General features: G+C 64.0%; 15 protein-coding genes. 9 read left to right on the forward strand and 6 right to left on the reverse strand.

Annotated features, from left to right (window positions below; all coding sequences use genetic code 11):
• Positions 1-327 precede the first annotated feature (327 nt).
• From HPO_RS11275 to HPO_RS11285, 3 genes are read left to right on the forward strand one after another with little or no spacing between them, the layout of a single operon-like run.
• Positions 328-741, forward strand: a complete 414-nt coding sequence (locus tag HPO_RS11275) for a hypothetical protein (protein ID WP_157532782.1) — start codon at positions 328-330, stop codon at positions 739-741.
• A gap of 21 nt (positions 742-762) precedes the next feature.
• Positions 763-1,146 carry a hypothetical protein gene (locus tag HPO_RS11280; protein WP_035598611.1) on the forward strand — a complete coding sequence of 128 codons (384 nt, stop codon included), beginning with the start codon at positions 763-765 and terminating at the stop codon, positions 1,144-1,146.
• A gap of 29 nt (positions 1,147-1,175) precedes the next feature.
• The gene (locus HPO_RS11285; protein WP_157532784.1) at positions 1,176-1,820 is read left to right on the forward strand and encodes a hypothetical protein; all 645 of its coding nucleotides are present in this window, start codon (positions 1,176-1,178) and stop codon (positions 1,818-1,820) included.
• A gap of 23 nt (positions 1,821-1,843) precedes the next feature.
• Here the strand turns inward: HPO_RS11285 and HPO_RS11290 are convergent, their stop codons facing one another.
• Positions 1,844-2,989, reverse strand: a complete 1,146-nt coding sequence (locus tag HPO_RS11290; RefSeq protein ID WP_035598618.1) for a cysteine desulfurase family protein — start codon at positions 2,987-2,989, stop codon at positions 1,844-1,846.
• Positions 2,990-3,105: 116 nt separating this feature from the next.
• On the opposite strand from HPO_RS11290, the gene HPO_RS11295 reads away from it, so the two are divergent.
• The 5 genes from HPO_RS11295 (at position 3,106) to HPO_RS11315 (ending at position 7,716) form a co-directional block, all read left to right on the forward strand.
• Positions 3,106-3,825 (forward strand): alpha/beta hydrolase, encoded by a 720-nt coding sequence (locus HPO_RS11295; protein ID WP_035598621.1) that lies wholly within the window; start codon positions 3,106-3,108, stop codon positions 3,823-3,825.
• Between the two features lie 63 nt (positions 3,826-3,888).
• Positions 3,889-4,371, forward strand: coding sequence for a GNAT family N-acetyltransferase (locus HPO_RS11300; RefSeq protein ID WP_035598625.1), 483 nt, complete (start codon positions 3,889-3,891; stop codon positions 4,369-4,371).
• Between the two features lie 68 nt (positions 4,372-4,439).
• A complete protein-coding gene (locus tag HPO_RS11305; RefSeq protein WP_035598627.1) occupies positions 4,440-5,852 on the forward strand; it encodes an FAD-binding oxidoreductase in 1,413 nt (470 codons plus the stop codon).
• A gap of 95 nt (positions 5,853-5,947) precedes the next feature.
• A complete protein-coding gene (locus HPO_RS11310) occupies positions 5,948-7,315 on the forward strand; it encodes an endonuclease/exonuclease/phosphatase family protein (protein WP_051612544.1) in 1,368 nt (455 codons plus the stop codon).
• A gap of 65 nt (positions 7,316-7,380) precedes the next feature.
• The gene (locus HPO_RS11315) at positions 7,381-7,716 is read left to right on the forward strand and encodes a hypothetical protein (RefSeq protein WP_035598630.1); all 336 of its coding nucleotides are present in this window, start codon (positions 7,381-7,383) and stop codon (positions 7,714-7,716) included.
• On the opposite strand, the gene HPO_RS11320 is transcribed toward HPO_RS11315, so the two are convergent.
• The 3 genes from HPO_RS11320 to mutL are packed head-to-tail and all read right to left on the reverse strand — an operon-like array spanning position 7,699 to position 10,994.
• Entirely contained in the window at positions 7,699-8,403 is a 705-nt protein-coding gene (locus HPO_RS11320) for a hypothetical protein (protein WP_035598633.1), read from the reverse strand. The two genes, HPO_RS11315 and HPO_RS11320, sit on opposite strands and share 18 nt — an antisense overlap.
• Before the next feature lie 10 nt (positions 8,404-8,413).
• Positions 8,414-9,082, reverse strand: coding sequence for an HAD family hydrolase (locus HPO_RS11325; RefSeq protein WP_035598635.1), 669 nt, complete (start codon positions 9,080-9,082; stop codon positions 8,414-8,416).
• Between the two features lie 7 nt (positions 9,083-9,089).
• Positions 9,090-10,994 (reverse strand): DNA mismatch repair endonuclease MutL, encoded by a 1,905-nt coding sequence (gene mutL / locus HPO_RS11330; RefSeq protein ID WP_035598637.1) that lies wholly within the window; start codon positions 10,992-10,994, stop codon positions 9,090-9,092.
• A 207-nt stretch (positions 10,995-11,201) separates the two neighbouring features.
• Here mutL and HPO_RS11335 point away from each other — a divergent pair, with 207 nt between their 5' ends.
• Complete coding sequence (locus HPO_RS11335) at positions 11,202-11,744, forward strand: c-type cytochrome (protein ID WP_035598640.1); 543 nt, start codon at positions 11,202-11,204, stop codon at positions 11,742-11,744.
• A 10-nt stretch (positions 11,745-11,754) separates the two neighbouring features.
• Here the strand turns inward: HPO_RS11335 and HPO_RS11340 are convergent, their stop codons facing one another.
• Both HPO_RS11340 and HPO_RS11345 read right to left on the reverse strand, forming a co-directional pair.
• Complete coding sequence (locus HPO_RS11340) at positions 11,755-12,459, reverse strand: hypothetical protein (RefSeq protein WP_035598644.1); 705 nt, start codon at positions 12,457-12,459, stop codon at positions 11,755-11,757.
• A gap of 84 nt (positions 12,460-12,543) precedes the next feature.
• A complete protein-coding gene (locus tag HPO_RS11345) occupies positions 12,544-13,053 on the reverse strand; it encodes a DUF1543 domain-containing protein (protein WP_035598647.1) in 510 nt (169 codons plus the stop codon).
• Positions 13,054-13,059: the final 6 nt, after the last annotated feature.

The raw sequence follows: 13,059 nt of genomic DNA on the forward strand, positions 1-13,059 counted from the left end.
CCGTTCTTTCGGCAGCATTAGCCGGAGACATCTTGCGGCGGAACCCCGCAAAAACGCAGCCGGCAGGAAAGCCGAACGCCGCACAGAAACAAAAGCGTCAAGAAAAGACGAGCATCCAGGCAATTTATGGTTGGCATATTGACAACAAATACCTGGCCAATAAGCGTTCCGCCTGCAATCGGGGGGTAACTCATGACTCATCGCTCTTTCGCGGCGTGCGCCGCAGTACTTTGTTTTGTATTCGCTTCTCAGGCGAACGCGCAATCCGATAAAGATCCTGTTCTGGCCCTGGATGCCGAACAAATTCAACTAAACCGTGTGGTCCTTATGTCTACGGGCATGCCTGAGCGGGCAACCGGGGAAGACATGCCCATAGACATGTCGGTAGGCAACGCAACGGCCCAGTCGATGGTCAATTCGGGTCAGGTCTCACCAGGCGCCGGCGCCGCAGGCGGCATTCTGGGCGCGCTGGTGGTGGCCGCAATCGATGCAGGCATAGACTCCAATCGGAACGGCAAGATCGAGCGGATGCTGGCCGAGCAGGGCTTCGATGCCCGCGCCATTTTTGAGGAAGCTCTAGTGAGCGCTCTTTCAGCAGGCCAGATCGAAGCCAGCCACAAGCCGGTCTCGCGCGCGAAGGGGACATTCGTTCCCGTAACGGCGGACCCTGCCGCCGAACACGATGCGTCAGTGGATGTCCTGATCCGCCAGTATGGTTTCACCATCGACAACATGGTCTAGTATCCTTCCGTCTTCGCCCAGGTGAAGATCCACGACGCCAAGACGGGCAAGCTGCTGATGAACGACGCGCTGAGCTATGGCCGCCCAGGGCTGCAGGCGCCCGTCCAGATGAATCCATACCAGCCCGCAGACCCCAATGTTGGCTCCACAACAATCGTCGTGCCCTATGTTCTGGACAGCGCCTTCAAGAATGTTGACGCCTACACCCAGGATGAGCCCGAGCGCGCCGTGGCAGCGCTGACCCACGCCCTGCAACGCACCGCGCAGGCAACGGCCGCCCTCATTCTCGCAGCGGCGCCCTCTTCGCCCGTTACGATAGCCGATGGGCTTAAGGGTGTTGATGCCGAAACCCCAACGGCCTCTTCAGCGGCGCCCGATGCAGACACGGTAACCGAAACGCTGTGATCGCAACTTTCCAGAAGGCTTTGTTCCAGATGAAACTTTCCCACTTGCAGGCCGCCTCTGCGGCCGCCGCCCTCTGCATGGTTGTCGCCTGCGCGACGCCGCCACCACCACCGCCTCCGGCCAGCCTGTCATTTGATGGGGCGGCGGGCTGCACGCAGAACATTGAAGCGCACACAGCTCAGACGGTGACCATCAAGAAGCGCCAGCGCGCCGGCACCCTGTCAATCATCGCTGGCCCAGAAACCGCCTGTCAGGTCGTCAACGAGACCAAGCTCCCCTACGTGCTGTACAAGCTGCCCGGCTCCGTCGAGATTTCCACCATTCAGGCTGGGGGCGTATTCGAGGCCAAACGCCTGTTTGCCTCTGAAGTCGTTACCCTCGACGCGGAACTGGCGCCTGTTCGCACATTCGGCCCGGAAGCCTTCCTGCAACGCGGCGGCACATGGTCCGTGTTCTTTCCATCCCGCGCCAACGAGCGGTATGTATTGATCCGCGCAAATCCCGACCTCATCGGCAAGGCTTACCTTTTCACGGAACAGCCCGCCAACCCTGCCGAAACGCAAATTGGGACCGCAGCAGATGCTGGCCCCAAGACTGAGTATTCCTATGGAGGCTACGTATTCGCCAGGGTCTTCCTGGAAGAGCCCGCAGCCGTCGGCCCCAAGGAACAGTAAGCGCTGGGCTGTGAACGTCAGGGTCAGGCGCCCAGTTTTGAGCTTGCCCGCTGGTTTACCTGAAGCCAGGCGTCAGCGACGTTGCGGAAGTCTTCCGGTTGGCTGTTCCAGCCAAAGCTGGTGCGGATGGCCGATTCCGCAAGGGCGTCATCTGCGCCCATCGCCATAAGCACAAGCGATCTTTTCACCTTGCCCGACGAGCAGGCAGAGCCTGCCGAAACACAAACCCCTGCCAGATCAAGGGCCATCACCTGGGTTTCCGCCCGAAAGCCAGCGCGGGCGAAGCAGGACACCCCCGCAAGGCGCGGGCTGCCTTCGCCGATCACGGTGACGCCGCCTTCGGACTTCAGGCGCGCCTCCATCGCGTCACGATGGGCCCCAAGCGCGGCATAGCGCGGCAAATCCTGGACACTTTTGGACACAGCCATCCCAAAACCGGCAATTCCGGCGACATTCTCGGTGCCTGAGCGCAGGCCGCGCTCCTGGCCGCCGCCATACTGAACGGCTTTGAGCGGCGCGCCCGCCCGGTGCCACAGCGCGCCCACCCCTTGCGGCCCCCCGATCTTGTGGGCGGAGAGGGCAATGTAATCGACACCCAGCAGGGCGGCATTGACCGGCACCTTGCCGAGGCCCTGAACGGCATCACACACGGTGAGGCCGCCCGCCTCACGCATCAGGGCGGCGGCCTCCTGAACGGGCTGGAGAATGCCGGTTTCATTGTTCGCCAGCATCAGCACGATGATGGGCGTGCCTTTCAGGCTCCGGTCCCAGGCGGTGAGGCGGGCCTTGAGGTCGTCAAGGTCAACCTGGCCGCTGGGGAGGACGTAGGCGGTCTCGACTGGCACGCCGGCATGGGCGGCGGCCTTGGTGGCGGCATCATGCTCTATGGCGGAGACGATGAGGGTGGCGGCGCCATCGAGCGCGGCAACGGCGCCCTGAATGGCAAGGGCGAGAGATTCGGTGCCCCCGCTGGTAAATACGATGTCTTCAGCGCGGCTGCCGATAGCGGCGCCGACCTCGGCGCGGGCCTTCTCCACCACGGCGCGCGCCGCCCGCCCGGCCTTGTGGACGGAGGAGGGGTTCGTCGGCCCCAGATCAAGCGCAGCCAGCATGGCCGCGCGGGCTTCTGGCCGCAGGGGGGCGGTGGCGTTGTAATCGGCGTAGATCATGGTTCCTTTTATATAGTGTTTTCCGGGCAATCCCGCACCCTGCAGAAAAATTTGCATTTTGAAGGCGAGTTGGCCTATCTACCCCCCCTTCTGTGGAAATAATGCCGAGGTTTGCGATGGCCGAGATCATCATTCCTGGCCCTCAGGGCCGTATTGAAGCGCGTTACACCGAGCCGCCGTATCCGGGCGCGCCGATTGCGCTGATCCTGCACCCCCACCCGAAAGCGGGCGGCACGATGCAGGACCCGATCACGATCATGCTCTACCAGCTGTTCGAAAAGCATGGCTTCGGCGTGCTGCGCTACAACTCCCGCGGCGTGGGCCGCAGCCAGGGTGCCTATGACCAGGGCATCGGGGAACTGGAAGACGCCGCCTATGTGCTCGACTATCTGGAAAACCTGTCGGAATCGCCGCGCTTCGTCTGGTGTGCGGGCTATTCCTTCGGCGCGTGGATCACGCTGCAGCTGCTGATGCGCCGCCCGGAGATTGACGGCTTCCTCGCCATCTCGCCGCCGGCCAACCATTACGACCTCTCTTTCCTCGCGCCTTGCCCGGCCTCCGGCCTGATCGTGGCCGGCGACAAGGATTCCATTGCGTCTCCCGAAGATGTGGAACGCGCGCTGACGAAAGTCCGTGTACAGAAGGGCCAGAAGGTTGACCGCGCCAAGGTGGCCGGCGCCAACCACTTCTACCAAGACCGCCGTGACGAGCTGATCGCCGTATGCGAGGAATACCTGCTGCGCCGCCTGTCAGAAGCCGAACAGGAACTGCGTAACGAAGCCGACGAGGATAGCGGCGCGGATGTCGTCGTTGAGGACGAAGATTTCGAGGATTGATCCTTACCGGAAAGGCCCGCCCCCAAGGCGGGCCTTTTTGTATCTGACAGAAGGTTTCAAGACATGCACCGCATTCGTTTCGCGCAGGCGGCCGATACGCCTGTGATCCTCGGCTTCATTCGCGCGCTGGCTGAATATGAAAAGCTGGAACACGAATGTGTGGCCACGGAGGAAGCCCTGCGCGCCACCCTGTTCGGGGAAAAGCCTTATGCCGAAGTCCTGCTGATCGAGGAGGAGGGGAAGCCGCATGGCTTTGCCCTGTTCTTCCACAACTACTCCACCTTCCTGGCGAGGCCCGGCATCTATCTGGAAGACCTGTTCGTAACCCCCGCCGCGCGCGGCAAGGGCTATGGCAAGGCGCTGCTGGCAAAACTGGCGGAGATTGCCATGGCGCGCGGCTGCGGGCGTCTGGAATGGTCCGTGCTGGACTGGAACCAGCCGTCGATCGACTTCTACCTCGCGCTCGGCGCGCGGCCGATGGATGAGTGGACGGTTTACCGGGTGGATGGCGACGCGCTGGGCGCGCTGGCGGCGCAGGCAGGATAAGCGGACATCCACCAGCCGATACGGAACCCTCCGAGATGACAGGGGCGCGAGACGCGCTAGAATGAACCATGACCCAGACCTTGCCACCGATATTTCTCGCCGCCGTCAAAGACCTGCTCGGCCCCAGGGGCTGGACGCAGGAGCCGGAAAAGCTCGATGCCGCCGCAACGCCCTGGCGGGGCACCTATAAGGGCGAAACGCCGCTGATCGCGCGGCCTGCCTCCACCGCCGAGGCTGCCGCGCTGGTGAAACTCTGCGCGCAGCATGGCGTGGCGATGACGCCCCAGGGGGGCAATACCGGCCTGATCGATGGCGGCACGCCGCATGGCGAAGTCTGCGTGTCGATGACGCGGATGACCGCCCTGCGCGAGACCGACCCGTTCAACAATTCCCTGACCATAGAGGCAGGCGCGACGCTCGTTTCCGCGCAGGCAGCGGCCGATGCGGCGGGCCGGCTGTTCCCGCTCTCGCTCGGTTCGGAAGGCACCGCGACGATTGGCGGCCTCATCTCCACCAATGCCGGGGGCGTGGCCGTGCTGCGCTATGGCATGATGCGCGACCTGATCCTGGGGCTGGAAGTGGTGCTGCCTTCCGGCGAGGTGTGGGACGGGCTTTCCGGCCTGCGCAAGAACAATACCGGCTATGATCTCAAACATCTTTTCGCAGGCGCCGAGGGCACGCTGGGACTGATCACGGCAGCGACGCTGAAGCTGTTCCCGCAGGTGCAGCGGGCAAGCGCCTGGGTGATCTGTGCGTCTGCGGAAGATGTGGTGAAGCTGCTGGCGCTGGTGCGCGGGCGGGTGGGGGATTCGGTAACGAGTTTCGAAATCATCCCCGGCAATGCGGTGGATATGGTGGTCGCCGATATCCCCACCACGCGCGACCCCATGCCGTCGAACGCGCCGTGGCGGGTGCTGATGGATATTTCGCAGACCGATGGGGCCTATGCCCGCAGCCTGCTGGAAAGCGCGCTGGAAGCGGCGATGGAAGAAGGCCTGATCCAGGACGCCGTGATTGCGGAAAGCGAAACCCAGGCGAAATCCTTCTGGCATATCCGCGAGACGATCCCGCTGTCCAAGCGCGCCTACGGGGCGGCGCTGAACCAGGATATCTCCGTGCCGGTGAGCCGCATTCCGGTATTCATCGAAGCGTGCAACGCGGCTGTGCGGGATGTTCTGCCTACGGCAGATTTCGTTATCTTCGGGCATGTGGGTGACGGAAATCTGCACTATTCGGTGGTTGAAGCCCTGGATGCGGCAAGCCCGCAGCTGAAAGCGAAGGAAGCGGCCATCACGCGGGTGATCTATGATACGGTGATGGCCCATGGCGGCTCCATCTCTGCCGAGCATGGCGTGGGGCGCCTGAAACGGGACGAGTTGGCCCGCCTGCGCCCGCCCGCGGCCACAGACGCCATGCGCGCGATCAAACGGGCGCTGGATCCACAAGGCATCATGAACCCTGGCCGGGTTGTGACTGTCTGACACCCTGCCCCGCCCGGCGAATCGGCGGCATATTAACCCTTCGTTAACCACGGCCTCCGCAAAGCAGGCCAGCCGCAGAACGCGATGGGGACATTATGGTCTGGTATACCGACCTTCGGAATCGCAAGCTTTTCTCGGAGGCCGAGAGCGACTGGACCTCGCGCCGCCTGCTGGAGCTGCGTGCGCAACTCGCCTCGCCGCCTCCACGCGGCGTACCCCGGCGAACGAAGGATGCCAGCCTCATTATCGGCACCTGGAACATCCGCGATTTCGACAACAACAAGTTCCGCCACGGCCCCCGCCGCCGCGAGAGCCTGCATTATATTGCCGAAGTGCTCTCCTCGTTTGATGTGTGTGCCCTTCAGGAAGTGAACGAGGATCTGGGGCCGTTGAAGGATGTGATCCGACTGATGGGGCCCGGCTGGGACTTCATCGCGACGGATGTGACGACCGGCGCCAGCGGCAATCGTGAACGCATGTGCTTTGTGTTTGATGCCCGCAAGGTCCGCTTCCGGAATATCGTGGGCGAAATCGTGCTGCCCAAACACGCCCTCTTGCCCGGCGAGCAACAGTTTGCGCGCACGCCGTTCATGGTGAGCTTTCAGGCGGGATGGTTCAAGTTTTCACTGTGCACGGTGCATATCTATTTCGGGGAGGCATCGAAGGGGAGCGATGGCTATGCCCGGCGCGTGTCGGAGATCGACTATATCGCCCGCGAGATGGCCAGCCGCGCCGACCGGGAGAACGAGAACTACATTCTTCTGGGCGATTTCAACATCAAGAACCCGGTTGATGAAACAATGGGCGCCCTGACCAAGGCGGGCTTCCAGTTGCCGCCGGAACAGTATCCGTCAAACCTTCTGGGAACCCACTATTATGACCAGATCGCGTTCCGCACGCAGAAGGACGAACTGACCTTCCTGTCGTCCGGGGTGTTCGATTGGAGCCAGACCGTATTCCGGCCGGATCATTACGAGCATTATGCGCCAATCCTGCCCACGCGCCACCGCGACCTCAAACCCGATGGCAGCCCACGCGACGCCGGCAAGGACAAGGACTATTACGCCAAACGCTGGCTGACCTGGCAGATGTCCGATCACCTGCCGCTCTGGGTGGAGCTGGCGATCGACTTCTCCGACGCGCACCTGCTGAATAATCTGCAGGCGGAGTTCGAGGGTGGGGACGTGCCCGCGCAGGTGGAGTTTACAGAGGATGAGGCACCCCTGGAGAGCCCGCCCAAACCCGCCGAACCTGTCCGCCCCCTGAAGAAGAAACGCAAACCACCGAAAGTGGCCCAGCCCGAGAAGCAGGGCACGCTCGCTCCGGCACCCAAGATGACGTTCGCGGAAGGGTGGCGCATCTTCTGGTGGGTCGCCAGCGGCGGGGCCGACCGGGCCCGCAAGGCGAAGGAAGCGGAGAAGAAAGCCGCCAAACCGCGCAAGGCGAAAAAGAAATCCGGCTGAGACCGGCTTGCGCGCTGCAAGAGCAGAGATAAGGGTGGGGCGGGTTTTCCGGGAAGACGCCTACCATGAAATTTGCCGCCACCTCTGCATTGCTGGCTTTTGCCGTGAGCTTTTCAGCCTGCGCGATGCCACCGGATCCCCCAATGGTGGGCGGGCCGTGCAGCTATGAGACCAAGGTGATCGGCGCGACCGTTACCGGCGTTGGCGACCCCGAGATTGACCTTGTCGATGAAGACGGCGTGACCTTTTACCAGCGGGCCGAAGCGTTCCGGGAGCCTGTTGAAGTTGGGCAATACTATCTTTTCGAAAAGCGCTACATCGTTGAGGGAACCTGTACGCCCTATAACTTCCTGCTGATCGGACCGCCGCCGAAGGCTGCCGTGCTAGAGAGCGGCGAGTAAGGTTTCCGCGGCCGCCCAGAGCGGCTCGGTCGCCTTGATCATCACGGGATGATGGACTGATCTTTCTGTACCGGACACGGACGTTCCCGTGACAGCAAAGGCGATTTCAGCCTCCAGATCGGGCGCGTGGAAGGCGGCGGAATATGATCCATAAGCTTCGCCCTGACGGCCGATGAGCTTTACGCCCGGGATCGGCGAGGTGTCTGCCTGATAGGTCTGGACGCCCGGAAGGTCTGAGGTTCGCCCCGCTGCCCGGGCGAGGCTGGCAAGGCCCAGAAAGCTGGCGCCGGCGCATTCCCCAGCCTCTGTCTGTACCTGCCACAAGCCCTCATCTTCGCGGGTATAGAGCGTGGCGGCAGGTCCGCGCGGTGCGAAGCGGGGATCATGGGGCGCGGCGGCAAGCGGCGAGAGCGCAGCGGCACAGAAAGCGGTTTCCGGCGTGAAGGGCGCGCGGTCCGCTTCCCCGGCGGCGCCCTGGGCGAGGCCTTCTGCATGGGCGAAGACAACCTCGCCGCGATAGCGCACGACCAGACCCGCGGCGGGCACCATGGCCGAATAGACCAGATCCTCGATGCGGCGGCGCGCGGAGGCCGCGGGGATGCGCAATGCGTCCGCGCCGGAGCGGTGGGCGCAGGCCGAGAGAGCAAGGCCGGAAAGGCCAGTGAGGACGGCGCGGCGCGTGAACATGGGCACCAGGCTAGCGCGCGCTCAGGGCGCTGGCAATTTCGCGGTGGGAGCTGAAAACGCCGTGCGCGCCCGCCGCTTCAAGGCGCTGGGCAAGCCCTGCGTCGGCATGGCCCCCACCGGTAAAACCCCAGGCGGTCATGCCCGCGGCGCGGGCAGCCCTGATGCCGTTGATGCTGTCTTCGATGACGAGACAGGCTTCGGGCGCGGCGTTCAGCTTGTCCGCCGTAAGCAGGAAGAGATCCGGCGCAGGCTTGCCATTGGTGACGAGATCGGAGGAATAGATATGCGGCACGAAAAGGTCATGCAGTCCGGCGATCTGCAGCTTACGGACGAGCTTGTCAGCTTCCGATGAGGACGCAACCGCAAGGGCCCCGCCGAAAGCTTCGGTCACGCTGGCGACGCCTTCGATGGCCGTCAGCTCCGTCTCGTACCGCTTCCAGTTATTGGCCTGCAGCGCCGGGCCAAAGCCTTCAGGCAGCGCAAGGCCGAGCGCGGCAGCGTCCGCCGAAAGCGCCGTGTAAAAATCCCGGTTGTGCAGGCCAACAAAGCGGGAAACGAAGGTCTGGAAATCGTAGTCCAGGCCCCAGCCCGCAAGCATCTCGCGTTCGGCGGCAATGGCAATCGCCTCGGAATCCACCAATACCCCATCACAGTCAAAGATCAGGGCACTGAAATTCATCGCGGGGTTACCCTCTGCGGCCAAAGAGGCGTTCAATGTCGGCCAGCTTCAGCTCGACATAGGTGGGGCGGCCATGATTGCATTGGCCCGAATGGGGCGTGGCTTCCATCTGGCGAAGGAGCGCGTTCATCTCGTCCCCATTCAGACGGCGCCCGGCGCGGATTGAGGAGCGGCAGGCCATATTGCCCATCACTTCCTCGAACCGCTCCGACAGGGTGAGCCCGGCTTCATATTCGGCAAAATCATCGGCAAGGTCGCGGATCAGCCCGGCAGCATCCATTTCCCCGAAGAGGGCGGGGGTAGCGCGCACGGCGATGGCGCCCGGGCCGAAGGGCTCGATTTCGAGGCCGAGAGCCGCGAGTTCCTCGGCGCGGGCGCACACGCGGTGGGCCTCGTCTTCGGAAAGCTCGACAATATCCGGGATCAGCAGCGCCTGGCGGCGCACGCCGCCTTCGGCCATCTGGCGCTTCATCGCCTCATAGACGAGGCGTTCATGGGCGGCGTGCTGATCAACAATGACTATACCGTCCGCCGTCTGAGCAATAACATAGGTCTCATGAACCTGCGCGCGGGCCGCGCCGAGAGGATATTCGGCAAGCGTGCCGGGGGCGGGCATGGGGCCGGTCTCAACCCTGGCCATGGGCGCAGCTTCCGGCGCGCCCGGCTCCGGCACATAGCCGCGCGGGGTGTACTCTTCTTCCGCCGCGTCTTCCTCCACATGGCGCGGGGCGTAAGCCTGCGGCGGCATGGCGGGGCGCTGCACATAGCCGCCGCTCTGGGGCGCCTGCCACAGGAAGCCCGCTTGCGGCGCAGGCTCGGCGCGCACCTTGCCGAGAGTGTATCCCGCCACCGTCGTGGAGGCGCGGTGACCGGCGGCGGCAAGGGCATGGCGCAGGGCCGAAACCATCAGGCCGCGCACACCGCCCGCGTCGCGGAAGCGCACTTCGGTCTTCGCCGGGTGGACGTTCACGTCCACGCCTTCCGGATCAAGATCCACAAACAGTGCCACCATCGGATGGCGGTCCCGCGCCAGGAAATCCTGATAGGCCGCGCGGACAACGCCCGTCAGCATACGGTCTTTCACGGGGCGGCCATTGACGAACAGGAATTGCAGCTGGGCATTGCCGCGATTGAGCGTGGGCAGGCCGGCAAAGCCTGACAGGCGCACGCCCTCGCGCGTGGCGTCCACGGCAACGGCATTCTCCGAAAACTCCCGCCCCATGATAGCGCCGAGACGTTTCAGGCGGCCGGCATCGCCGGGGCCTTCGGCGGCATAGCGGAAGAGGCTGCGGCCATTGCTTTCCAGGCTGAAGGCTACTTCCGGATTGGCCATGGCGAGGCGTTTGACCACGTCGGTGACGGCCATGGCTTCGGCGCGTTCGCCGCGCATGAATTTGAGGCGGGCGGGCGTGGCGTGGAAGAGGTCGTTGACGTCAATGCGCGTGCCGGTGGCGCTGCGGCCCGTATAAGCCGCCGGGCGCGGGCCATCGAGACGCCCGGCCTCGGAGAAGATTTCGGCAGCCTCTTCCCCGGTCGCGCGCGAGACAATGCGCATACGGCTGACCGAGGCGATGGAGGGCAGCGCCTCGCCCCGGAAGCCCATGGTGTAGATGTTGAGAAGATCAACGCGCCCGTCGGTATCCGGCACAAGTTTCGAGGTGGCGTGACGCTCCAGCGCGATCAGCAGGTCTTCGGCAGAAAGGCCGCAGCCATCATCCTCAATGGTGATGCGCTTCAGGCCGCCTTCCTCGATGGCGATGGCAACATTGCGCGCGCCAGCATCGAGGGCGTTTTCCACAAGCTCCTTCACGGCCGCGGCCGGGCGCTCCACCACCTCGCCGGCGGCGATGCGGTTGACCACATCCGCAGGCAGCTTGCGGATCGTAGGGCGGGGAGGAGCAGAATCAGCCATGGGCCGAGGAGAGTAGCCGATCGGGGGCGGGCTGTCCTGCGCTTCGCTGCGCCCCGTCCCGCCCGCCCGGGGACTGGCTGCCAGCGCCTTGTTTCGGCAGGCTTTGAGAATTTTCGCCGCTGCGGCAGGCTGTCTGTTGAGTTTGGGCGGCTGCGGCGCGAAGATGCTCCCGGATGTATCCAGGCCGTTACAAGGTATTGAAAACCCATGCGCTTTTCTGCTGCTGCCCCGCTCGCCCTGATTGCTGCGCTCGCCCTTGCGGCGTGTGGCGGTTCTGACCCCGCGCCTGCCCAGCCGGCAGAACCAGCGGCAACTGCTCCGGCCGCTGCGCCGGTTGCGGCCCCAGCCACTCCCGCCGCTGCCCCTGGCGAGCCCAGCCCGGAATTTGCAAACCTGCCGGCTCCTTACAACACGGCCAACTATGCCGTGGGCGCGCGCACCTGGAAGCTCTGCCAATCCTGCCACCTCACCGCAGAAGGGGCGGGGCACCTTGTTGGCCCGAACCTTCACGGTGTGTTCAGCCGCAAGGTCGCCAGCGCCGAAGGCTTTGCCTATTCCCCCGCGCTGCAGGCAGAAGACTTCACGTGGACGCCCGAGCAGCTCGATCACTGGCTGGAAAACCCGCGCACCTTTGTTCCCGGCAACCGGATGAGCTTTTCCGGCGTGCGCCGCGAAGCCGACCGTCTGGGCGTGATTGCCTATCTGATGGTCGAAACGGGCTATCAGGGCGAAGCTGCCCCGGCGGAATAAGTCCGGCGCGTTAGCGCCGCATGACGACAGCGATGAGGACGGCGTTTTCGTTGAAGGCGCCGCCAATCTCTTCGCGGTAGCCAAGGGAGACATCGGCTGGCCCGAAATGTACGCCCAGCTGGGTTTCGGTCTTCACGGAGCGGCCGCTGATCTCGCCTTCCTCGAACCAGACCTGCTGGCCGATAAAGATGTGCCGCGACAGATCCTGGCCATAGCCGGCCTCAATGCGGTTGCGATTGCAGCCGCCATCCTGGGCCAGATGGGCCGCATCCACAAAGGCGTATAGCGGACGGCCGCGATAGTTGCCTGACCACCCTGCGCCTACACGCCCCTCGAAGCCTGTGCCTTCACAGAAGACGAGGCCTTGCGCGCCGCTTCCGCTCAGGGTGCTGCCGTGAAAAGCACCGAACTCGGCCCCGGCGGTCCATCCCTTGTAACTGCCAAGGGTGCGCCGCGCGGTGAGGCGCCAGGTGTCGCGGTCAAAGGCGCGGAAGTCGGGATAGGTGACGGCTTCGTTCTTCAGGGTGACGGTGATTTTGTCTGTGACGCCGTATTCGCCGTAAAGATCGAGGCGCCAGCCGTCGGCGCCGTTCAGCGTGTCGTGAGCGCCCAATACGCGGGCATACCAGCCGCCATCTTCGCGTACCCAGGGGGCCGCATCGGCTGTGCCGGCCGCGCTGGCGCCGGCGAGTATGATGGAAGCGATCCCCCGCATGGCCACCACCCTAAGGAAAAAATTCCACAGGGTTAAGCCTTGATTTAACAGAGGATCAGAAAATTATCCCATGCCTCGGCCCGATCAGAGCTTGATATAGTCCGACACGATGCGGCCGGGCGTCTCGCCGGTGGCGGGATGGTCAAGGCGCAGGTGCCAGCCTTCGCTGTCCAGCAGGTCGCTCACATCGATCACCTCATCGATGCAGACGAAATTGTCCTTGTGGCGGCCGGTCCATTCCGGGGAGAGCGCGCGGGCGCGGCTCCAGACTTCAGCTTTGTCCGTGCCAGCCAGGAAGAGATAGTTGTGCTGCTCGCCGAAGAGGCCGGGCGTGTAGCCGCCGAGATTGACAAACCAGAGACGGCGGGCAGGCGGAGCACCCGCCTTGCCCGGCGCAAGAACGACCTGCCAGCCATCCACTTCGGTCAGTTCCGCATAGCCATCAATATGCAGGGACCCGGGCGTCCCCCACCAGGCGGCCCGCAGCGCCGGGAGGGTGTCCTCAAGCGTTTCGCCCACCACAAAGCGCAGGTCGTGGACCTCGATACTGGCACGGGGATGATCCCCCCCGACAAAGACGGCAAAGAGTTTCATGAGGGT

It is taken from the genome of Hyphomonas polymorpha PS728, assembly GCF_000685315.1.
Taxonomy (GTDB): Bacteria; Pseudomonadota; Alphaproteobacteria; order Caulobacterales; family Hyphomonadaceae; genus Hyphomonas; species Hyphomonas polymorpha.